The 19,952-nt window shown below is 54.9% G+C and carries 38 protein-coding genes; 16 read left to right on the forward strand and 22 right to left on the reverse strand.

What is annotated here, in order from left to right; all coding sequences use genetic code 11:
- Window positions 1-111 precede the first annotated feature (111 nt).
- The 5 genes from ACIQY3_RS11915 to ACIQY3_RS11935 all read right to left on the reverse strand — a co-directional run bounded on the left by ACIQY3_RS11915 (window position 112) and on the right by ACIQY3_RS11935 (window position 3,646).
- Complete coding sequence (locus ACIQY3_RS11915; protein ID WP_403019541.1) at window positions 112-417, reverse strand: hypothetical protein; 306 nt, start codon at window positions 415-417, stop codon at window positions 112-114.
- A gap of 57 nt (window positions 418-474) precedes the next feature.
- Complete coding sequence (locus ACIQY3_RS11920) at window positions 475-1,056, reverse strand: hypothetical protein (protein WP_403019543.1); 582 nt, start codon at window positions 1,054-1,056, stop codon at window positions 475-477.
- A gap of 88 nt (window positions 1,057-1,144) precedes the next feature.
- Window positions 1,145-1,666 (reverse strand): hypothetical protein, encoded by a 522-nt coding sequence (locus tag ACIQY3_RS11925; RefSeq protein WP_403019544.1) that lies wholly within the window; start codon window positions 1,664-1,666, stop codon window positions 1,145-1,147.
- A gap of 154 nt (window positions 1,667-1,820) precedes the next feature.
- The gene (locus tag ACIQY3_RS11930) at window positions 1,821-2,924 is read right to left on the reverse strand and encodes a hypothetical protein (protein ID WP_403019546.1); all 1,104 of its coding nucleotides are present in this window, start codon (window positions 2,922-2,924) and stop codon (window positions 1,821-1,823) included.
- 569 nt (window positions 2,925-3,493) lie between these two features.
- The gene (locus ACIQY3_RS11935) at window positions 3,494-3,646 is read right to left on the reverse strand and encodes a hypothetical protein (protein ID WP_403019547.1); all 153 of its coding nucleotides are present in this window, start codon (window positions 3,644-3,646) and stop codon (window positions 3,494-3,496) included.
- A 172-nt stretch (window positions 3,647-3,818) separates the two neighbouring features.
- Here ACIQY3_RS11935 and ACIQY3_RS11940 point away from each other — a divergent pair, with 172 nt between their 5' ends.
- The 7 genes from ACIQY3_RS11940 (at window position 3,819) to ACIQY3_RS11970 (ending at window position 7,703) form a co-directional block, all read left to right on the forward strand.
- A complete protein-coding gene (locus ACIQY3_RS11940) occupies window positions 3,819-4,067 on the forward strand; it encodes a hypothetical protein (protein ID WP_403019548.1) in 249 nt (82 codons plus the stop codon).
- Window positions 4,068-4,141: 74 nt separating this feature from the next.
- Window positions 4,142-4,453, forward strand: a complete 312-nt coding sequence (locus ACIQY3_RS11945; RefSeq protein WP_403019549.1) for a hypothetical protein — start codon at window positions 4,142-4,144, stop codon at window positions 4,451-4,453.
- 328 nt (window positions 4,454-4,781) lie between these two features.
- Window positions 4,782-5,090, forward strand: a complete 309-nt coding sequence (locus ACIQY3_RS11950) for a hypothetical protein (protein WP_403019550.1) — start codon at window positions 4,782-4,784, stop codon at window positions 5,088-5,090.
- Window positions 5,091-5,712: 622 nt separating this feature from the next.
- Window positions 5,713-5,949, forward strand: a complete 237-nt coding sequence (locus tag ACIQY3_RS11955; RefSeq protein WP_403019551.1) for a hypothetical protein — start codon at window positions 5,713-5,715, stop codon at window positions 5,947-5,949.
- Window positions 5,950-5,973: 24 nt separating this feature from the next.
- The gene (locus ACIQY3_RS11960) at window positions 5,974-6,225 is read left to right on the forward strand and encodes a hypothetical protein (protein WP_403019552.1); all 252 of its coding nucleotides are present in this window, start codon (window positions 5,974-5,976) and stop codon (window positions 6,223-6,225) included.
- Between the two features lie 147 nt (window positions 6,226-6,372).
- Complete coding sequence (locus ACIQY3_RS11965) at window positions 6,373-6,924, forward strand: hypothetical protein (RefSeq protein ID WP_403019554.1); 552 nt, start codon at window positions 6,373-6,375, stop codon at window positions 6,922-6,924.
- Complete coding sequence (locus ACIQY3_RS11970; RefSeq protein ID WP_403019556.1) at window positions 6,921-7,703, forward strand: hypothetical protein; 783 nt, start codon at window positions 6,921-6,923, stop codon at window positions 7,701-7,703. The genes ACIQY3_RS11965 and ACIQY3_RS11970 overlap by 4 nt, the downstream gene beginning before the upstream one ends.
- Window positions 7,704-7,713: 10 nt before the next feature.
- Here ACIQY3_RS11970 and ACIQY3_RS11975 read toward each other — a convergent pair whose 3' ends face one another.
- The 17 genes from ACIQY3_RS11975 to ACIQY3_RS12055 form a co-directional block, all read right to left on the reverse strand.
- The gene (locus tag ACIQY3_RS11975; protein ID WP_403019558.1) at window positions 7,714-8,109 is read right to left on the reverse strand and encodes a phage protein NinX family protein; all 396 of its coding nucleotides are present in this window, start codon (window positions 8,107-8,109) and stop codon (window positions 7,714-7,716) included.
- A 9-nt stretch (window positions 8,110-8,118) separates the two neighbouring features.
- Window positions 8,119-8,499, reverse strand: a complete 381-nt coding sequence (locus ACIQY3_RS11980) for an HNH endonuclease (RefSeq protein WP_403019559.1) — start codon at window positions 8,497-8,499, stop codon at window positions 8,119-8,121.
- A 16-nt stretch (window positions 8,500-8,515) separates the two neighbouring features.
- Window positions 8,516-8,734, reverse strand: coding sequence for a hypothetical protein (locus ACIQY3_RS11985; protein WP_403019560.1), 219 nt, complete (start codon window positions 8,732-8,734; stop codon window positions 8,516-8,518).
- Window positions 8,735-8,744: 10 nt separating this feature from the next.
- Window positions 8,745-9,242 (reverse strand): hypothetical protein, encoded by a 498-nt coding sequence (locus ACIQY3_RS11990; RefSeq protein WP_403019562.1) that lies wholly within the window; start codon window positions 9,240-9,242, stop codon window positions 8,745-8,747.
- 48 nt (window positions 9,243-9,290) lie between these two features.
- Complete coding sequence (locus ACIQY3_RS11995; RefSeq protein WP_403019563.1) at window positions 9,291-9,776, reverse strand: hypothetical protein; 486 nt, start codon at window positions 9,774-9,776, stop codon at window positions 9,291-9,293.
- 184 nt (window positions 9,777-9,960) lie between these two features.
- Window positions 9,961-10,524: a hypothetical protein gene (locus tag ACIQY3_RS12000; protein ID WP_403019564.1), complete on the reverse strand. Its 564-nt coding sequence runs from the start codon at window positions 10,522-10,524 to the stop codon at window positions 9,961-9,963.
- A 415-nt stretch (window positions 10,525-10,939) separates the two neighbouring features.
- Window positions 10,940-11,158 (reverse strand): hypothetical protein, encoded by a 219-nt coding sequence (locus ACIQY3_RS12005; RefSeq protein WP_403019565.1) that lies wholly within the window; start codon window positions 11,156-11,158, stop codon window positions 10,940-10,942.
- A 43-nt stretch (window positions 11,159-11,201) separates the two neighbouring features.
- Window positions 11,202-11,555, reverse strand: a complete 354-nt coding sequence (locus ACIQY3_RS12010; RefSeq protein ID WP_403019567.1) for a hypothetical protein — start codon at window positions 11,553-11,555, stop codon at window positions 11,202-11,204.
- 9 nt (window positions 11,556-11,564) lie between these two features.
- Entirely contained in the window at window positions 11,565-11,726 is a 162-nt protein-coding gene (locus ACIQY3_RS12015; protein WP_403019569.1) for a hypothetical protein, read from the reverse strand.
- Window positions 11,727-11,785: 59 nt separating this feature from the next.
- Entirely contained in the window at window positions 11,786-12,202 is a 417-nt protein-coding gene (locus ACIQY3_RS12020) for a hypothetical protein (RefSeq protein WP_403019570.1), read from the reverse strand.
- A 98-nt stretch (window positions 12,203-12,300) separates the two neighbouring features.
- Window positions 12,301-12,510, reverse strand: a complete 210-nt coding sequence (locus tag ACIQY3_RS12025; protein ID WP_403019572.1) for a hypothetical protein — start codon at window positions 12,508-12,510, stop codon at window positions 12,301-12,303.
- A 118-nt stretch (window positions 12,511-12,628) separates the two neighbouring features.
- The gene (locus tag ACIQY3_RS12030) at window positions 12,629-12,967 is read right to left on the reverse strand and encodes a hypothetical protein (protein ID WP_403019573.1); all 339 of its coding nucleotides are present in this window, start codon (window positions 12,965-12,967) and stop codon (window positions 12,629-12,631) included.
- Window positions 12,968-13,063: 96 nt separating this feature from the next.
- Window positions 13,064-13,327 (reverse strand): hypothetical protein, encoded by a 264-nt coding sequence (locus tag ACIQY3_RS12035; protein WP_403019575.1) that lies wholly within the window; start codon window positions 13,325-13,327, stop codon window positions 13,064-13,066.
- A 13-nt stretch (window positions 13,328-13,340) separates the two neighbouring features.
- Entirely contained in the window at window positions 13,341-13,571 is a 231-nt protein-coding gene (locus ACIQY3_RS12040; RefSeq protein WP_403019577.1) for a hypothetical protein, read from the reverse strand.
- A 12-nt stretch (window positions 13,572-13,583) separates the two neighbouring features.
- Window positions 13,584-13,802, reverse strand: a complete 219-nt coding sequence (locus ACIQY3_RS12045) for a hypothetical protein (protein WP_403019579.1) — start codon at window positions 13,800-13,802, stop codon at window positions 13,584-13,586.
- Window positions 13,803-13,895: 93 nt separating this feature from the next.
- Window positions 13,896-14,252: a hypothetical protein gene (locus tag ACIQY3_RS12050; protein ID WP_403019581.1), complete on the reverse strand. Its 357-nt coding sequence runs from the start codon at window positions 14,250-14,252 to the stop codon at window positions 13,896-13,898.
- Between the two features lie 51 nt (window positions 14,253-14,303).
- Entirely contained in the window at window positions 14,304-14,741 is a 438-nt protein-coding gene (locus ACIQY3_RS12055; RefSeq protein WP_403019583.1) for a hypothetical protein, read from the reverse strand.
- 929 nt (window positions 14,742-15,670) lie between these two features.
- Between ACIQY3_RS12055 and ACIQY3_RS12060 the strand changes: the two genes are divergently transcribed.
- The 9 genes from ACIQY3_RS12060 to ACIQY3_RS12100 all read left to right on the forward strand — a co-directional run bounded on the left by ACIQY3_RS12060 (window position 15,671) and on the right by ACIQY3_RS12100 (window position 19,762).
- Window positions 15,671-16,156: a hypothetical protein gene (locus tag ACIQY3_RS12060; RefSeq protein WP_403019585.1), complete on the forward strand. Its 486-nt coding sequence runs from the start codon at window positions 15,671-15,673 to the stop codon at window positions 16,154-16,156.
- A 50-nt stretch (window positions 16,157-16,206) separates the two neighbouring features.
- A complete protein-coding gene (locus ACIQY3_RS12065) occupies window positions 16,207-16,560 on the forward strand; it encodes a hypothetical protein (RefSeq protein WP_403019588.1) in 354 nt (117 codons plus the stop codon).
- Window positions 16,557-17,111 carry a hypothetical protein gene (locus ACIQY3_RS12070; RefSeq protein ID WP_403019590.1) on the forward strand — a complete coding sequence of 185 codons (555 nt, stop codon included), beginning with the start codon at window positions 16,557-16,559 and terminating at the stop codon, window positions 17,109-17,111. Before ACIQY3_RS12065 ends, ACIQY3_RS12070 begins: the two co-directional genes overlap by 4 nt.
- On the forward strand, window positions 17,108-17,605 hold the full coding sequence (locus ACIQY3_RS12075; RefSeq protein WP_403019592.1) for a hypothetical protein: 498 nt from the start codon (window positions 17,108-17,110) through the stop codon (window positions 17,603-17,605). The genes ACIQY3_RS12070 and ACIQY3_RS12075 overlap by 4 nt, the downstream gene beginning before the upstream one ends.
- Window positions 17,606-17,763: 158 nt before the next feature.
- The gene (locus tag ACIQY3_RS12080) at window positions 17,764-18,096 is read left to right on the forward strand and encodes a hypothetical protein (protein WP_403019594.1); all 333 of its coding nucleotides are present in this window, start codon (window positions 17,764-17,766) and stop codon (window positions 18,094-18,096) included.
- A gap of 58 nt (window positions 18,097-18,154) precedes the next feature.
- Entirely contained in the window at window positions 18,155-18,772 is a 618-nt protein-coding gene (locus tag ACIQY3_RS12085; RefSeq protein ID WP_403019596.1) for a hypothetical protein, read from the forward strand.
- A gap of 164 nt (window positions 18,773-18,936) precedes the next feature.
- On the forward strand, window positions 18,937-19,290 hold the full coding sequence (locus ACIQY3_RS12090) for a hypothetical protein (protein ID WP_403019598.1): 354 nt from the start codon (window positions 18,937-18,939) through the stop codon (window positions 19,288-19,290).
- 14 nt (window positions 19,291-19,304) lie between these two features.
- Window positions 19,305-19,556 carry a hypothetical protein gene (locus ACIQY3_RS12095; protein ID WP_403019600.1) on the forward strand — a complete coding sequence of 84 codons (252 nt, stop codon included), beginning with the start codon at window positions 19,305-19,307 and terminating at the stop codon, window positions 19,554-19,556.
- Window positions 19,553-19,762, forward strand: coding sequence for a hypothetical protein (locus tag ACIQY3_RS12100; protein WP_403019602.1), 210 nt, complete (start codon window positions 19,553-19,555; stop codon window positions 19,760-19,762). Before ACIQY3_RS12095 ends, ACIQY3_RS12100 begins: the two co-directional genes overlap by 4 nt.
- The last annotated feature ends 190 nt before the right edge of the window (window positions 19,763-19,952 follow it).

Raw genomic sequence — 19,952 nt, forward strand, 5'->3', positions numbered from 1 at the left:
TCACCTGATCGGATCAGCAGCCGTGGGAGGCAGTAAAGCGAGTGGGGACGGATTCGGGCACGCCCAGGTGCGCATCCGGATCCGAATATGGTGGGGCACCCGGTGCGATGCTTACGGAGCGACCGGCAGCCCCTTTTTTTCGAGTACTTCGCGGCATTTGTAAACGGCTTCATTCCAACCCGGTGTGAGCAATGTGCCCGTGGCTGGCAGCTCGATCCGAAGGTTGGCCCGCGACGCCTTCCAAGACCAGAAAGCAATGGACTCTGGATGCCCCTCGTACTCGCCGTCGGGGGCCTTCAGGCTCAGCTTATGCTCGACCGTGGAGCGGAACCCCTCACCGCATCGGCGCACCAGCTCTTCGGTGTAACTTGCCTCGAACTCTGCACGCAAAGCGTCTGCCGCTGTTTGCTCACTCATGAGTCATTTCCTGCTTGATTACTTGTTCGTGTTGGGTTTCAGCGCCAGCGGCCGCTGTCAGTGGGCAGTGGCTGCGTCAACAACTGGTGGGTGGAAATGGGGGCCAATAGCCCCGCCAGCGTGCCAGCGCTCTGCCTCGCCGCAGTTGCCGCCAGCGTGGAGCCAGGCGGGGGAGCAATGTACCCAGCCTACAGGTGGCTGTGCGTTGGAACCGGCCGCCTCTTGTTCGCGGTGACTGAAATCGTCTTCACCATTATGGGATGGTGGCGGGGTGGCTTCAGTTACCGACAGGGCGGCCAATGCTTCTTGCACTACCTGGCGCTGGCGATCTGTGCTGTCTTGACCGACAGGATTGGCGAACTGCTGAATCATTGCCGACAGGCTACGGCGAAGCGCGCGAGTGTTCTCAACGGCTGAGGCAAGCGCCAGCTGTGTGGCCTCCAGATCAGCACCGAGGGTTTCAAATTTGCGCTCGACCTCGATCTGCGGGGCGTCGGATGCGGCTGCAAGGGCTGCGACCCAAATCTCGTAAGCGCCACCGCCGCAGCGCTGGGCATTTGCTGCGATTGCTTCGGCGATGTCATCGTCGCAATCCATTGGTACCAGCTTGTAGCCATTCGGAATGATCTTGTCGCTCATGTGAGCCTCCGGAACGTGTAGGGCAACTTATGCAGGGAAGGTGGGCGATCAATCTTTGCCCGCCATGAATGCGTTGGCGAATGCCAGGTTAAATGGATGCCTCTGGAACCCCAGCGCTTAGGCCGGTTTGCAGAATACGTTTCATCGCTATGAGCAACCGGTTGCGTTCGCCCTCATCGCAAGGCTCTGCTACAACCTGATGCTCGATAGCCTCCGCGAGAGCAGCGGTGGCCATCGCATCACTGACTGACAAGGAGAGTGCGTGCCGCATATGATCGGCAACACTGTACTGACTCAACTGATCCGTTTTCACGTCGCGAATCGACTGAAGGGTGCCCGCCACAAAGAACAGTTCAAATCGCTGGCTTATCCCGGCGAGCGACGTAATGAAGATCTGGCCGGAAAAGTGTGTGTCCGTCGGCGCTTCAAAGTAATCAGGATGCGCCTGAGCAAATTCCTCGTCGGGTTCGCTCGACTGGCGCATCAGTCGGCCACTGGTGGTGACTTCATACCGGTCGCGCTGGCACTCCAGACTCTTGGTCTGGTAATCAGTGCCCACGTAGCCGTTGGGCATGGGATAGCTGAATCGAAGGTTGTCATACATGCCCATCGGTAATTCCTTTTCTGCACCTGGAACGGTCTTCGTCTACCTGTTGAAAGCCGACTTAAGAAAGATGGCTTTCAACAGGCCCCGGCGGGCCGGGGCGACTTGTGAGGTCGGTGTGACCGGGCACCCAAGTGGTGTGCCCGGATAAAGACAGCATTTACTGAACCGCTTCTGGGGCTTCGAACATGTCGGTCTGATCATCGTTCGCCTTCTCAGCACCAGCGGCGTTCTCGCCTTCTTCGTCTTCAGCAGCGTTGCCACCTTTGAGGGCTTGCTCCACTGCGGCCTGCTTGTCGAGCAATTCGAGCAGCTCTTTCATCTTGGAGGCAGGCAGCGCCACCGACAGCATTGGGTCTTCGGTTGCTTCACCGGCTGCGTCGGCGGTCTCAGTGGTCACTGAAGCGGAGAGTGCGTTCACTGCTTGCTCATCCAGCGCGGCGCGCAGGGTGTGAGAAATGCCGACCAGATTGGAGAGCGTGGAGCTGACTTCCTTGATGCGCAGTTTTGGAACGATGCCGGTGTTAGCTGCTGGTGCTGCGCGGTGCTTTTTGGTGGCTTTAGGAGCGCCCACGGCGGCGGCGTTCTTGATCATCTCGTTCACGACTTCGACGTGATGGCGGCCGCCGGCACGCTCTTCTTGCATGATGTCGATCACTTCAGTGGCAGAAATGCGACCTTCACGGACAAGCTCCTTCACTTCATTCTCTGCCATCGCCAGAAGCAGGTTGGACTCTACGTGAGTCGCTGTGCGTGGCTTGTCCCCATCGCCATTGATGCCTTTTGCAATTTGGGCTGCGGTGAACTTCTGGCGGAACAGCTTCAAATAGGCTTCGGCGCGGGACACCGGATCAACGACCAGCGAATTATCGGTGTTGAGCATCAGGAAGATGGCGTCGGCGGAGTTACCTTGGAACTCGGTAACGTCCAAACCTTGCATCGTTGCGCCTTCCTCAATCGCAATCTTGCTGGCCAAGGCGCGGTGGAAACCGTGGCGGACACGAATGCGCTCTTCCGAATCGACATCAACCTGAATCGGAGGAAACACGTCGCCGCGCTTCATTGCCTCGGCGTACTCGCGGACGGTGTTCCAGTTGATCGGGCGGATGTTGTCTTCAACCGGGATGTACAGGTTATCCGGGTGAACAACGTGGCCACGCTCACGAATGATTTTCGGATGGCTCGGATCGTTCTTGCTTGCGGCGGCCCACTTTTCCTGCAAACCACGCAGGGAAGTAACTTTCTTTTGAGGTTTGTTATCCATGTTGCCTCCTCAGGCGTCGAGCAGTGTGTGGCTGATGGTGCAGTGCCGATATCGGCTATCTGCTGAAGTTGGTGTTATCTTATTGTGAAATCCGGCGCCGCGCAAGCGATGAGTATCAAAAAGATTAAAAAAGCTACTTTAAAAGCATCAATATGATTATTTCGTCGTGTTTGTTGGGGTTCCGGCCGGCCGGCGCCGCCAGCAGGCGACATAAAGTAATGGATTCCTTGCCGCTTTGGAAACATATTTCACAGTGTTGGCGCCTTCTGTACGTCAGAAATCATTGCGCCCTTTCTGTGGTCACCCGGTGAGCGCCAGCCGCGTGTCACTGCCTTTATACGGGCTGGGTTGGATGAGGAGGGCGGCGGAGGATTTGCGGTCACTGGCGGGGCTGGGCGGGGTAGGGCGTCCAAAGTAACTATTGCCATGAAGTGCTCGACAACAGTCGTGCTCGCCCTTGGGCAGGATCCCTAGACAACCTGGTTGCCGGTGACCTTCTACTTATGCGCACATAAAAACATAAAAGCCCCATTGAGCTGGGGCTTTGATGGGGGCGGTGGTTGCGCGGGTCAGTGCCGCGCACCTGGATATGGGGGAAGTCCCTCAATGCCACGGTGGCTCCAGCTCTCTTCGGCTTTGCCTTTGCCGTTGGTGCCAAATACCCAGTGGCCATTGTGTTCGAACCAGTAATCGAACGTGGCCCATGCCTTCGTGTGCTTCATGGTTGATTGCGCCTGCTAGTGAGTGATGCGGTACACGATGAGATAAGCCCCCTTTATTGGCAAGAGGTTCGCAACAAAAAAAGGGAAATATATTGCTTGTCATTGTGTGAAGTATATTTCACAATACGCCCCATGCAGTCATCTACCAAAAGCCTAAACGGGGTGTCATGAAATGGAAATTGCTCAAGCCAAACTGCAAGGAGTCGCCGCATTCGAGGCTGGTCTCGGATCAGCGCCAGCACACAACGCCCAGTTCCTTAAGGATGCATGCGCTAGCAAAGCTGGCGACATGAAGGGCCTGAGCAAGCTCTTTTCTGCATACACCAATGGCTGGACGTTTGCCATGCTCGCCAAGGACTGCGATGACCCGCAAATGCCAAGCGTGATCGAGCTGGCGCGCATTAAAAGCGCGGCAGCATAGCCACCTTCGCCGGGGGTGAGCGCCAGCACCGAGCCTCTCCCCAGAACCTACAAGCACTCACTGAGATTTTTCTGATGTCGAACATCCTCACCATCGAACTTACTGAATTCCGTACTCGCGGCTCGGACGCTGTCCTCTTTGGCTACACGGCTTATGACCAACACAGCGAGACGTTCAGCCGTGTTTCTTCCACTTGGGAGGGCGTCCAAGCTACCTACCCAACCCTGCAATCGCTTGTTGATCAGGTATTGGGGGATGAAGCGTTCTCCGATCTCAATATCTCGTTCCGCATCGAGGGCGGGTATGTGGTCGTGGATGAACCTGAAGATGGCGAGGAGTGCTTGCTGGATGGCATCGAAGTAGTGGGCGCTGAAGGGCTTTACTGACCCTCTGCTGCTCACCCACTCACGCCCCGGCCGCTGGTCAACACTCGAACGGAACAACAGGAACATGACACCCCTCGCTCAACGCAAGATCAGCTCCGCCGTAAGGCTTGCCCGCCAATCCAGTCGCGACAGTTGGCAGCACGCTAATAGCCCTAAGCAGGCCCGCGAGTATCGCCGTATTGCCCGCGCATCCATTGCGGATGCGCGCACCTGGTTAGACGTTACTGCCTGACTCTCGCGCCCGGCCCGCCGGGCACACAGGTATCTCCCCTCATCATCCCGCGCCAGCCCCGGCCCTACGGCCGGGCTTCAACTACAGGAAAGATTCATGTCTCGCCAACTCGAAGTGCATCGAATTCCGGTCATCAGCTTGTCGCACATCACCAAAGAGGTGAACGACCGCCTAGAAATGGCCGGTGGCCCTTGGTGTGCCTGCGCACCGCTCGATGGTTGCGGTTTCTTCCTTTACCTCGACGAACCGTATGGGACAGATGCTGAGCCTGTCCCACAATGCCTGACCGAAATCCGAGACTGGCGCTTGGATCTTGAGAATCAAGGACTGCTGGATAACAGTCGTTGGGTTCGCCTCGACAATGATGCAGATCCCGTAGAAGGTCTGGCCACTTACGACTGGTGATGACACTCGGTTAGTGGGGGGCTGCACGAGCGGGTAATGTGCAGGAAACATATTGCTTGATGTGGGCTGAAGTATAATTCACTATCTCCACTGACCGTTTTCATCAGCTTCATCCAGCCCCAGCACCATTTGCAGAGTTTGGGATGGTTGGATTTAAGAAGGGCGCGCCTATGGCCGATACACAGCGACAATGCACTCGTTCCCTACAGTTGCTCGTGGTGCATTCCACGTTGACGACAATGCTGACATTCGCGTTGTTGCTTTCGATCAATGGCTCCCATCTTGCTCCGTCGCCCAGTGAGGCAGCCGCGATTGCGGTTGATCTTGTTTTTCTCTCTTTTACTGCTTGGCAGGCTTGGGTGAATTTTCGCGATGTCGCCAGCAGACTGAGCGCCCGAGCCGCACCCAACGAAGAGGCCCCAACTTGCAAAACTGCTTAAGTAAACGAGCGCACCGACGCCAACTGAATGCAATACGGCGCGCGGTGTATGCCCATAGGAATGGTCTGCCATCTCGGCGCTCGGGGTACGCCCTCGGTGTTGGGGTTTTCACCGCATTTGTTGTGGCTGTATGGCTTCAGAGCGGCGTAGTTGTTCCGTTCGGAACCGGACTCGTAGCGTCTGTGACCTCCTACTTTTTAGTGCAACTGACGACCTCTTGGGCGGATGAACTCGACCGGCTCTTGGCCGGTTATGAGCCAGTGAATGTGGATGCTTATGCGAGCCTTCTTGAGGACACCAAAGAGGGGAGAGGTCTTGCGCTACAAAAGGTAGAAGCGTGGCTGGCCGAAGAGCTGGCGACTGAAGAGCGCCTGCCAAGCGTTTTGTTTCTTCACAAGCTTCTCCCTCGTAGAAGCTGAATCCAATAACACTTGGGGAAACGCATGGCTCTTATTGAAGTGATCAAGCGCGAGAAAATGTTGGCGCTAAGCACGCGGGCTGTGATCTGTCTGGCCATTCTGTGCGGTGTTTGGGTAGCGGCCGTACTTGTCGGAACGTTCACCGTGATTTATCTGGCGGGGTACTGGTGGTTTAACTTTATCGTTGGCCCGCCTTTGGCTGATGGTCTTGCACGAGCCTGGATCTGCAACATTCGCTACTGTCGGCCTCAGTGGTTTAAGCCCGAGGGCGCATAATCCTCGTGGATCGCTCGCGGGTGTCAGGCCATTTGATGGTGGCCACATTTTTCGCTCTTAAACGTCTTTGGCCGGACGCTTCCCAAGTCGTGAGACGGGGCGGCGCTCCTACTCTTTAAACATCTTCGTTGCAGGGATCACAGCACAATGTCACAAACTTTGCCGAGTTCATCAAACGACAATCAAAAGCGAGACATGTTAGGCGAACTGGTTGCCGCTCTTTGGCCAACAGCTACGAGCGCTGAGATCGCGAGCCTGATCTCTTTTGAGCAGCTTCAGCAGCTCGCCACGGCCGGGAGCCTCCCGCCTGAGCACCAGCAGTTGCTGGACGGTTACCTGCTGAACCTGCCTGGCTATAACGCACCCGCTCAGAGCGAGGCTAAACGCTTTCATGGTTATGCCACTGCCAACCTGCTCAGATCTTTCGCGAGTGGTGAAAACTCGGTTTGGGAAGATCACATCAGGGAGATGTATGCGATGCAGACGAAAAGCGCCATATCCGTAACGCTCTTCTCCTCCGCGATGCTGCTGGTGTCGCTTGTGGCTTCCGGATATTTGCTATACCAATCCCCAAGCAAGTTTTCGTTTTCGATTATTGGCGTCTCGCTGCTGGCGGCGGCGCTTATTTACCGCTATGTCGTTTATCTGCCTGGGAAGCGTGACCGCGAGTCGCTGCGACCAAAGGGGTTTTCGAGATGAGTACTGTTTGTGTTGAGATCTCATCACGAACAGACGACGACTCTGTAGATTCGCCTTGGGTTTATACAGCGCAGGTACTGAACGGAAGCATGACGGATGCCGAGCAAATGCTTCTGTGTGAGCTTGGTGGGAGCGAGGCGCTTGAAGCGTTCAGCATCGAGTGCGAAGGAACGACCTTAACGTTTCTGTCGTTTAATCGCGTCGATATCGGTACGCGGTTTGAAATCGGCAATTCGGTTGATGCAGCGAAGCAAGCTGCAAAAAAACGAGCTGAGACCGTGAATGAATTGGAGCGGCTGACAACGCGTGCATTCATGGAACTGTTCCCGGCAAAACCGATTTATCTCAGGGGGTTTTGGTGGGAGCGTATCCATCCCGATCCTGACCTTCGGCCCCTGCTAGATGTGAACGGTAACCTGATCCAGGTCGGATTAAGATGCGCATTTAAAAGCGAGCAGACCGGCGAATGGATTGAAGGCTGGGTTAAACAAATCGGCTCTCATTCTGAGCGACCGGTGGGCGTCTGGGAAATGGGGCGCGTCAGCAATTTTGGGACGGGGTGTCACCCGGAAAACCTGCGTGTCGTGGCCGACGTTGAATCAGCAGGCGCAGTGGTGAGTGCGATCAAAGAACTGATTGAGGCCAGAATGGCATCTCGCGATTACGTTGGCCTAGCACAGATCAGTGAGGATCCCGACATGCTGCGAATGACTGCCTCGCTTTTGAGCGGCAATAGCCAGGTAGCTCACCCTGCCTTAGCGCCAGCACTACCAACCTAATACATAGGGATCACGAGTGTGGTGGACGGTGAACGGTGAAAAGCTCAGTTGGAATCTCGATGGCATCGCCGAGTTGCGACGCAACGACAGCACGGCAGATGGCCACAAACGGCGCATCCCCACCCTTGTACCGATGATCCTCACGACCAGTAACCCATGCCTCCCAGCAGTCGTCGCTAACCTCAAGTAAGTTCACACGGTGTTCGAAGATCAGCGGCCCGCCCTGACTCCAATCGGTGGATGGCGTGTAACCGCCAGGCGCTCGAATAGGGTTCAGGCGGAATCCGACGATCACAGAATGTTTGCCTTCGAACTCGACGACCTGCTCGCCATCAGCCTTGGCCACAGCCCAATCCAGACCAGCACCTGCCAACTCGCAGGTTTTTACAGCCACCATGTATGACATGTATTTTTCCTACGGTTGGCCGTGGGTCAGCGAACCCACGGTTTCGAAGTGGAACACCACCGGTTTTCCCGTCTCGACGATCAGCCCATAAGCCTTCGCAATGCGGTAAATCGGCGTGTAGCTGTTGAGGCTTTTGATGTGGTCGGCCAGCCACTGACGCCACCCTTCAAGCGTCTGACGGCCCTTGCTGATGTTGCAGGGCGCACAGGCGGGCATCATGTTGCTGAACGTGTGATTCGCTGGCTGCTCGGCCCCGCGCTCATCTGCCAACCGAATGACCGGTTCGAAGTGGTCAGCGTGCCAACGCTCGCCCAGCTCGCACCCGCAGTACGCGCAGCGGCCCGCGAATTTCGCGTGAAGCTCGATGCGCTGTTTCTTCGTCAGCCTCATGGCGTCGAATTCCGTGCTACTTCGGTTGATCGTCGATGGTCGTGTTTTCGAGCCTTGGCAGGTCGAACACTTCTTCAAGAACCGTTACAGGCCCATCGGTTTGCAGAATGGGTGGAATCGTCACTTTAGGAACACCGGACGATGCCCGCAGGCCTTCGGCAAGTGCCAGCGACTCGGGGCTGTTTATGCGCGCCCAATGGGCCTTCAACTGGTCTGCAAGTGATTTGTTTAGCATCGGATCTTTCCTATTTACAGCCGCTAGTTTGCTGGGCCTGCCAGATTGCACCGGCTTCGAATGCAGTGATGATCGAGTGACCGAAGTAGTAGGGGGCATTTGTTCCCGACTCCAGCCCATCAGCCTCAACGTTTTCGTCATTCACGTATGTGAGCCCGGCGAGATAGCGTTTCGCATCATGAACTGGCACGCCAGAAGCTCTTGCAGCGGACTCTGCGATAACGAGCTGGGCTGCTAAGCGCGCTTGCTCAATTGGAGGCAAGGCTGCAACTGTCGGATCGAGCAGCACACGCTCCAAGGCATCGAACAGAGCTTTGTGAGCTTCTGGTAGAAAATCAGTGACATTCTGCGTCGGATGCCGAGCGATGCTCGACTTACCATCACCGCCCTTGGGATAAAGGCGCTCCAGCTGAGCCTTATATTGAATGCCGGTTTTGACGAGTACCGGAAATCCTTTGTGCATCTGCGCAGCGGCTTCGGCGAATACGTCTGGCTCTTTATCTTTCATGCCGTATTGCTCCTTATTGCTCATTTCGGGCGCGATCACCGCGCCTCTCTACTGGCTCGGCCCAGCTTTTAAGGCTGGGCTTGTGGTGTACCTGGGCGGCAGATCCGCCGCGTTTTCCTTTTGGGGATCTGCACTTGCTGGCCTTGGCGTATCGCACAGGACATTCCTTACAGGAACATGGAAGAGTTTCTTCCCTTTTGAACCTTGTTCGATAAGCTCAATAATCGCTTCGCATCCATCTTCATTGTTCGGTAGCTTGACGTCGTCCATCACTGTGTTGCGGAACCTGCCATGAACAACTCCTCCGAACTTCACGGGAGCTAGTGAGGGATTCTGTTTTGACGTCCACGTAACGTAAACAATGGAGTCTCCCCCCTTACTATCCCCGATAAACATGTCGTATTTAGTCGGAGTCTTGAAAACCTCAATAGCGTTCTGGCAAACCTTATTGCATTCAGTCGAAGCAGCTGCGAGCGGGGAACAAACAAAAGCCCCGAAAGCAGAGACAAAACCCAAAATGGCGAACGTCTTCATTCGTTTTTCCTTTAGTCGTGGAGCTGGTGGTGGACGGGGGGACTTGTCGCCCTGTCTTGAACTGATGCCGTGTGGTGGTAGGTGCGCGCCTGTGGTTTCACTGGGAGGTCTAGCACCTCCAGTTGTCTGCCGCACTCAGGCCCTATCGGAGTCGTCCTGCACCCACCCACAAGGCACCGAATTCCTATTTATTTCGGTTAATCCGCATGACGACGTACAAAGCGCCGAGAGCCACAATAGCGACGGCGAGCCACAACATGAGCGACAACATATCGTCGCGCACATAATCCATAAATTGGCTGAACGTAGTCAGATCGTGTTGGGCCGAATAAATCACAATGGCGGCAACGGCAACGATGATAAACAAGTACTGCATGGGCTTCCCCTGCTGATCCTGTGGGCCAAAGCGGCCCGTTCCTACCGACAAGGCCCACATGGCGAGCTGTTGATCGGCGGCGTATTCATCCAATAATTTAATCTTGCAGCGCATCATTTTTTTTCCTTCAATTGCGCATGTTTTCAAAAGTGGCTCCAGCCAACTTCCGGCAGCAAGCCAATCCGTTAGAAGATCGCGAGCCATCACTTGGAAATCGACCGTACAAGCTGCGTCTCGGAATGCCTGCTCCAGATCACTAAGCTCTAGACGCAGTTCATCGACGTCAGTTGCCGGCACCGAGTGAGCCAGCAAAGCGCAGGCGAGCGCTTCGTCAAGTTTTTGATCGAGGGCTTCGGCCTCAGCCTGCGTCAATGGATTCCGGTTAGTTAGACGATCGTAAACCGTCAATGGGTGTGGATCTGAGCGCATCGTTTTCCCGCTACTTCGGCTTATTTTTCTTAGGTGTTACGGATCTGCCGGCGAAAAACACCGACGTGGCGAAAAAGCCTGCACCCGCACATGACAAAGCCATTGCGCTGCTAGTCCCAAGCCAGCCTGGGCGACTGTCATAGAAAAAGTCATTCGCGGCGAAACCAATCGCACCCAAAATGAACAACAAGGCTGAGCCACAGCCGAGGATTATTACTACCGACATGACGTCGCGTTTTGACTTCGCTTTTGTGTTTGCCATCGGATTTCACCCTGTTTGATCCTGTGCACGATCACCATGCCCCTCTACTGCCTCGGCCCCGCGTGACGGCGGGGCTTGTTGTGTACCTGGGCGCTTTCATGCCTTTTTGAAGCATCGTTTGCAACGGCTAGAAATGGCCAGCAGCGCCAGGTCAGTATCAATTGACTTGACGGCTACAGAACCGCATTTGGAGCTGTACACCGACATCACCGAAATATCGTCTACAAGCGCCGTCCTTTTGAAGCGATGAATTAGATAGCTGTTGCCAGATGTGGCCACACCGTCATGCCAAGCAGCTTGATGTTCAGTGCTCATGCGCTTTTTTCCTTGGTCAATTAGCTGCCGTGCAGGGATGCATTTACATACCCTCCACAGGGAAAGTGGATTCTGGCAAGTACAGCTCAACAATGCGGTGATCCTTTAGCGCAATGTTTAAGAACCACACGTTGTCGTGATGCGCCGACTCAAGGGGGTTGACGTGACTATCGGTTGAAATCTTAGGCAGCAACCGCGCCTCAACAGCATCGATAATATCCTCTAACGACATAGGCAAAAGCGGCGTAAGGAGCAGGTCTAGATCATTATTGCTAAACCCTTGCCGAGCCACCGACCCCACCACCTGTGCAGTAACGCCAAGATTAAACAAATCATCTGCAATCCGTTTAAGGAAATCATCCGCTTCGAAAAGCGTCCAGGCCGGCGTCAATGTCATATCGCTTTCCTAGATAAACTTGAAACCAATTGATAGGGCTATGGCGATCAAGCCCAGCACCATTCCGATATCTGACCGACGCATTGCCCGCTTCTGGATCAGGTGCAATGCCTCCATCTGACGTTTGGTTTCAGCCAAAAACTCTTCGCGGCTTACCGGTACGTTATTCATCGTTTTTTTCCCTCAACTGATTGGCTTGTGAGCTTCGCGACTGTCTGTCACGGGTTTTCCTATGGCTCGATGCCGTTGAGCCAACCCGGCTCTTTGGCTTCTGCCAGCCACTCGCGCAGGGAGCCAGCGTCTTTATCGGGTTCGTCTTCTTCACGCCACCGCTTATCAAGCAGCTCATCACTGGACAACGTTACCGCGTGGTCGCTCGCATCCCAGTCTTCATCACTGACGATTTCGCGCATCAGTTCCAGCGCTTGCTCAGGAGACGTAGCGGCGAACCAGTCATAATCGCCAACCTGATAGCAGCGCAGGGGTTCGGACGAAACACCCGCTGCGCGTGCGACGCCACCGATGCCGAAAGCATCGTTAATTTTTTGCCGCGTTTCGTTGAAATTGGCCATGGCTGCCGCTGCGTCCGAGGACTTTGCTTGACCGCCCTGAGTCCAGTTGTTGGGGGTATCCGTTTTGCTGGTCATAACTGGTCATTCCTTCGATTGGGTGGACGCCGATGCGGTGCCCTCTACGACCTCAGCCCAGCGCATGGCTGGGCTTGGGCGCACCTGGGCGTTTTCCTTTAGCGAGTAGGCTCAATTGGGGCGACCGGTTTGAGCTTCGATTGAATGAAGTCAAGTACGCTGGTATCGCCTCGAAAACCGGCAGCGAAACAGACATCTACGATGGTTGCAAAAACCTTGCTCTCTGCTCTTAGGGCTTGAAGCTCTTGCTCAAGCTCTGGTGACAGAAAGTCTCCCTTCAGGACGACTTTCTTTCCGGAAATATTCATGTCCATATCGTATATTGCCCAATTCGCGAGGGCCGAAAGTGCCCTGCTTCTACTGGCGAAGCCCAACTATTAGGGCTGGGCTTGTGGTGTACCTGGGCGACAGGTCTGCCGCGAATTCCTATAACTCAGTTAGTGCGGATGGATCTGTGCCGGCGCTGCGTAGGAGTAGCCAGATTTGCAACCCTTCTGGCTTATTTGGCATGCGCAACAAATCCACTCCCAGCGGTTTCACCAAAGCCCAAACACCTGGGCCGATTGACTGCATGTCGCCTACCTGCTTGAGAGCGCCCTTACTGGCCTGCTCCTGTAGCGCTACCAACAACCCTTGGCGATCCCATGCCCGAGGCGTTGAATCAGCCTTGGAGTACGGCAGGGCGCGCAGATGGTCTAGCGCCGCCTGAATATCTGGCTCCGAAACGTAGATTGCCGTTTTGGCTTTGGTGAAGATCGAGAGCATCGGATTTTTCCGTGTTCAGTGTCGCGGGCGCGAAAGCGGCGCCCTGGTACTGCCAAACCCCCAATCAAGGGGGGAGGGTGGCAGCGATTTCCACTATTAGGTCAGTTGGTGGCCGGTCTGCGCCTCGTAGAGCTTGACGCAGTGAGGGCAAAGCATCCCTTTCTTACCCTGCGCGAGTTTCGCCTTCTTCCAACCCTTCTGCTCAGCCAGTTTTTGAACTAGCTGGTAAGCCCGAATCAGATCGACCTGAGTGTCGTCGGCTGACTCATAGACTGACTTCTCGTTGAGGCTGTAGCAGTCCTCAGCCTCAGCAGAGCAGTCCTCTTGATTGATGCACTGAAGTTCCAGGAGGAGCGACATGCGTTGAATTCCTTCAACTTTGGCTTTGGCTTTGGCTTTGGCTGCATGCACTGCAACGGTATGGCCTGTAATGCTTTCTGAACCGGGGATGAATCTGGCTGTAGCGCTCGGCCGTCAAGTACTGGGTCAACCCATTAGCCGCATCCGTCTCCCACGCTATGCACTGAGCCTGCGCTTTAAGCTGCTCTAGCTGTGCTTCCAGCTCTGCAATTCGTGCTTGCGGGTCACTGGGATTGGTGGTCATGGTCGTTTTCCTTCAACCGGCTTGCAGGTCTGAAACTGCGCTTTCAAAGGCCACTTTTGCCACGTCTCGCAGCTCGTACAGAGCTGGACTGTCGATTTCTTCAGCCCAATGCAGCGCATCGAGCCAGCCGTTTACGTGACCGTAGTCGTACTGCGAATCCGCCAGGGTCGTTTCAGCGGCCTTGCTTTCGATCATTTCACGCAGAGCTGGAAGGCTAACTTTACGGGCCACGGGTCAATCCCTCGATTGCACGGACGCGAAAATGGCGTCCTTTCACTGGCTTAGCCCCGACTGGCGGGGCTTATTATGTGGCGGCGATTTCCGTTAACAGGTGTAGTGAAACTGAAAGTAGCTGTCAGCCGTGATCGGCATGCAGATCGTGCCTGCGTACTCGTCCCCGGTGAACCCACCGTTCATGGTCTGATTCACGAACACGTCACCGAGAACATATCCCTCATCCTGAGCGACCCCAACGGGCTGACCAACGATCTGGTAATCGCAGGTGTACTCGGAATCAGAAAGCGTCTCCTGGATCTGCTGAAAGGCCTCAGGAGAAACGAGTGCCTGCACCTGATCGAGCACGACCTGATTCTTGGCATGCAGCTCTTTCATTTCGCGATCAATCGCTTCCTGATCGGCGCGCATGTCTTCGAGCGTGTACAGCGGGTTTTCGGTTTCCATGTTCGTTTTCCTTGAAGCCCCGATTTGCCGGGGCAGTGTCAATCTGGATGGTTAAAGCTGTTCAATGAACCGAGTAACGGATTCAACGGTTGGATCATCAAGACCATGAAACACAAGGAATTGAAAGTCACCCTCGTCGTCATCCCACTCAGCCAACTGATCAGCGTCGAACGCCCAGCGCGTGCCGCCGTGAGAAAACTCAAGCCAACCCGGTGAGTCGAGGTGAATAAAAACTGGGGAGTTGACTGCCAACGCACACACTTCAGCGCTGTCGACACATTCCTCCCGCGCTATAGGACTGATGCAACCAGCATTGTCCATATCCAGCTCGCCGGCCTCGTTGATGGTGGAGGAATAGATTTCGCCATTTTCCAAGAACACAGCCTCGCCGTTCGACTGAAGCAACGCTTTTCCCGGTTGGTCTTGCAAAACAGCCGTGTAAGCATCGAGTGCTGCGGCAAAGGTCAGGTTTTTGGGCGATATCGTCATTGGTGCGCTTTCCTTTTATTCCGAGCCTTACATGCAGGCCGGTTCATTCAGGCTAGTATGAAGTATGCTTCACACCCTGTAAAGAAGTATATTTCCCTGTGCACGTGTTGCATGCCGCGCATGCAATCGATCATCGTAGTAGCGCGAACGGTCTATGCGAGTCACAGGCCCGGTACACCTCCGGCCCGCTGCCCAACAGACGGTGTTTGAACGCCTGATCAAAGGCTTACCGCTTGTGCGTCAGGATCAGCTTTGAAACTGGGCGCAACCTGGTACTCATCTGCTCCGGAAAGCCCCCAACGGCGGCAATGAAGCACCTCAAACCGCGCATCAAGCGCAGCAAGGCATTTGCCATGAGTGAGGTAGATGTTTCGCGGCCCGGCCCTTGATGACATTTGCACGCAAATACGCTCGGGCTTGATGGCTCCGCTTGGAAGCTGCACGTGCGCGTCAAAATGTTGAGCAATATACTTCTTGATCGGATGGTGAAGTATCGTTCATGCTGATCGAGTCTTTCAGGTCGACGCTCACCGATCAGGCTCTTCATTTTAGGATCCATCCATGACGCTTACAGCAGCTAATGCAACCCACCTCCTTGAATGCTCGCATCACCTGGGCTCGAACGTTCGCGAGTACACGATGCACTGCCATATCTTGGGTACTACCCCTAAAGGTCGACTAAAGCTGCTTGTTTTCGGCGAGATGTATTGGAAAGGTCGGGATCACATATCGAAGGTGCGGTACGTTGAAGCGGGCAGAGTACGGCCGAAGCCAGTCGATGCGGGTGCGAAGTAAGACTTAGCGAGCCTTGCGAGTGCGGCCGGGAATGCAGGCGTGATCGATGAGTTACGAATAGGGAAATATATTGCTTGATTCGATGGGAAATATACTTCACAATCGTTGCATCTTAACCAACAGGGTGCTTCGTCATGAATGCTCTTCAACATCAGTCAGGTATTACCCAAGCTTCCCGACACGCTGTACCCCGTCCTGTGCTGGCGAGCCTTCAAGACGCCACCGTTCTCACCAACGCGGAGCATACGTTCCGTGCTGCGGGGTTTGACCATTCCGCCCCTCTGGCTGGAACCATTTCGGATGGTGGGAAGCTCTGGATCGAAGCCCAGAAAATTGGTGCAACCTTCGATCTTGTGCAGAAGGCGATCGTCTTTCGAGACACATCAAAAATCCTGTTTCAGGATGATCCGGCAAGTACTTTTGAAGTTATCTACACACTGGTCGATATCGACCCAGTAAGTTTCAACATCCGCTTGGCTCGCAAATGTTCGCAAACCGCCCGCCGGATGAAGCAGCATTCAAGCCTGAGTCTTGCGCAGTCCTTCAGCGCAGCGCGAGCTCTGTGCATGAATGAGGCCCGGGCCGCGCGCCAGCGTCTTCGATTGAAACAGACTCACTGAACAGCGCCAGCATTTTGCGCGGATTACAATCGCTCGCGGCCGGGGATGTCATGGAAACTTCCATCATTGCAACAGAGGTTTTTGAAAAGCTGCCGATCAGGTATATGGCCGGTAAGTCCCTGCCACAACAGGTGCGGGTCACAGCAGAGGTTGTGAGCCCCGGCTTGGCCAAGCGTCTCCACGCCTACGCCGTCGAGCGCTTGCGCCAGGCTGGAATGGAAAAAGCCGTGGAAGGCTTCGAAGTCGTTGTGAGTACTTCTGACGCGGAGGATAGACCGTCAGAGCGCCAGTATGAGGTGAGCTGGATAAACAAGCAGCGAGCATTTATCGCCGTCGTCGGGATTCTCACGTCAAGAGGGTGGCCGAGTTTGGATCATGGATTGAGCATTGGAGAACACGCATGAGTACAGTCGAACCGAAGGCATCCATCGGACACCAAAAACTGTGGCAGCTTCATGGGCTCGCCAAGGATTCCGGTCAGGTAGCCTTGGCCCATGAGATTGCTGATCTCATCGCAGCATCGTCGGGCGGTGAGCTGGCGGAAAATGCCGGTATTGAGTTGCCTGACCGGGAAGCCATTCATGCCCAGGTACTGATGCGTCCCGGTAACGTCCGTACCTCTCTTGAGAACGTTGACGATGTGGTCGCGGCTCTTTCGGCACTGGGTTTTTTCCGAGCAGCTCCGGTTCCCCCTAGCAGCTTAACTGTGACTCATGCACAACTGCTGAGCTGGCAGAAGGAAGCTTTGAGCTGGAAAACGCCAAGCATCGGCATTGAGATCATGCACATCCTGGCGCAAGCGGATCAGCCGTCAAAGCCTCGCATTTCACCCTGCGGCGTTCAGATGGTTGATTGTCCTGAGTGCGGAAATCAATGGGATCATTATTTTTCGTGCGGCTATGAAGAATCGCCAGCGGCTGAACCCGCAACTGATGCCGTAGGTGGACGCTCATGAGAAAAGCAGAGATCCGAGTCGGCGGCTTTTATACCGATGGCAAGCAAGGACTTCGCGAGGTGATCGAGGAGGGGGAGCACCTCAACACCTACGGAGCGACAAACGCAGACTGCGTTCGGTACCGCGTGCACACTTCGGGAAAGATCCCTGACGTTGGTACCGAATCCAACATGACGCGCACCGGGTTCGCGACTTGGGCAGATGAAGAAGTCCCAGCGGCGGACGTCGAAGAATTCAAGCAGTTCCACCTGGCCCAACGCATCGAAATGCGCCTGACAACCCTCCAGCGCAACTTCTTAGAAACGTTCGATGTGTTTAGTGGCCCAGGTAAGCTTGTCTACTGCCCCCGCGATGAGTTCCGCGTCGCCACTGCACTCAAGGTGAAAGGAGTGATAAAAACGATCCCGAGCAGGCTTTACCCAAGCCAGAGCCAATTTCAAATTGAGCTATCGGAGCTCGGCGAAAAAGTCCTTCGCTGCGTTCATGGCCGATGATCAATCGGCCGCTACCGTGCGCACCAGCAACGCCGTGCGCCAGTCCGCTTAAAAGCTCGACCCTGTATCACTGGCTACCGAGCTGGGGCAACGTTCTCGTGATCAGCGGGAGTGCGACTGTCGCTTTGTATCTGATGAAGACTTCGCCAGGCGCGAACATGCCGACCTTTTGGGGCGTACTGGCTACGGTTCTCTCGGTTTCGCTGGCGTACTCGCGCGCGCGTCTATTCCCTCTTCGAGCCTTTCGTATCGGCGGTGATGTTGTGGCTGCGCATACGCCGGAGCAGGCCCTGCAAGTTGCTTTTGATGAGCTGGGCGAAGATCTGAGTGAGAGCGGCTCGCCAGTGACCTTAGGGGACGTCTTGCTCGTGGGTGACGAAGAATTAGACGCGCCGTTGCAGACGGACGACGGGGCCGACGCCCCGACATTGCGGGCCGATCTACACGCCGCCAGGACACCCCGTTACCTCGCGTATTGCCCGAAAGATTAGCGCCAGCGCTTAACCCCTTTCGACCTGTACCGACCTCCTACCAGATAAGAAGCGATCCATGAACACTGACACAGAAAGCCCTTTCATCATGCCGACTCGTTATGAAACCAGTTGGTTTTATTTCGTGGTCGTGGGGAGTGTGGCGCTTGCCGCGCTCCTGCTGATCTACCTGCGGGATCTGAAGCAATCAATGCCGCTGATTCTTGGTCTGGTTGCAGTCCATGCCCTGAGGGTGAGGTCGATTTACAAAGACCACAACGTTCTGGAACCCCACAAGACGGTTGGGTTGATCACTCTGACCACAATGATTGGTGGGGGCTTCGCCATGGTCGCGCGGCCGGCCTTCATTTCCATGGTGCACACGATGGCTAACGACCCGAAAATCGCACAGATGTACGGCGGTGAATACGTCCTGGCCTTCAACAGCAAAATCGTTGGCTATGGCGGCTTCTGGTTCATGGGTTACATGGTGGCCAGTAAGGTGCTGAGCTTGGCCGCCAAACTGTTTCCACCGCTGGGCTATCCGAGAACAAAGCTTGATGTGTTCAGTGCCTTCTACGATGCCGCTGACAACGTCCTGTGCAACCAGAAGCTGGAAGCCGTCAAGGATAAAGCAACTGGTTACCTGGCTGGAGCGAAAGGGCAACCCTACGTCGCGGACTTGATCGTACGGTAATGAGTGCCGATCTTAAATTTGAAGATCTTGTGCTGAGGTGCTGTTGCAGGAAATATCCTTCTTTACTTTAACTGAAGGATACTTCACAGTCGTTTGCGCCATGTTAGCTGCCTCTCGTAGGGGTTGTGTAGCGGCGCAAGTCGCGACGTATTTTGGAAAATTTTATGAAAGAAACATCAAAACGCGATAATCGCTTTTCCTGGCTTGATAACTCAGCACTGTGGTGCTTGGGGTTAATCGTCGTTCTCGTGGTTTTATTTGTGAACGGTGAAGCCTTATTTGGGAAAAAGCCGCCGCGACAAGTTCAGGTTGTCGGAACATCATTCAATCAGGACGGCAGTATAACGGTCGAGGGTTTAACAACAGACGCAGATGGAAAAGCGGTGAAGTGCACGTACATCATGGTAGTGCAAAAACCTATTTCGGAAGAAGGGCTGACCTTGACCGGTATGGACTACAAATGCGTCGATAAAGCCATGTCGACCGCGTCATCCGACGCGGATCATGCTGGCAAATAAGGGTAGGTCGCATTGTGTATTCGACAATCGTTGAGCTGGATTTCAACCATCTGATGAAATTCCAGGGGGCGACCGAAAGCGTGGCTCCTCTGCCTGCCCGCGCCACCGTAAATGACTTTGTGCTCTGGATGCTGGCAGGCGATTTTGTCGTTGCCAGCTACAGCATGGAAGAGCAGGTTTTCACGTGCCGCGTAAGCGGTTTGACCATAGAGCTTTCAGGTGTGCGTGCCTGGGCTGAACTTCCGGATACCAGCAAGCTTGTATGAGCATTGGCCTCATCGGTGGATCCCTGTCAGAAAGGAAACTAAAAATTATTACGCCCATTGATCCACTGGCAGTGACTGCGGCCCTGCTGGCGCTTTACTCGGCCTACCCAGGTACCTGTGTAGCGATTGGCTTGATGCTGATGGTTTTCATGCTCTGTCTGGGCGTGAGTGAGCTTACGGCCCGGCTCAAGCAGCCAGCAGAATAAGCAAGGGTGCACCGCGATGTCTTGGGCTGATGATGTACCACCGATAGTGGCGGCAGTCATTCGGCAAGTCGGTCGCGAGGAGCTGCGGACGCTACTCAAAGTGCTTGCCGAAGCCTACGCCTAAGCGAGATCAAGATAACCACCAAGTTGATTTGTTCAGCATTTGAGCTGAGCAATAGATACCGCAAAG

This window comes from Pseudomonas sp. NPDC096950 (assembly GCF_044762525.1).
GTDB lineage: Bacteria > Pseudomonadota > Gammaproteobacteria > Pseudomonadales > Pseudomonadaceae > Aquipseudomonas.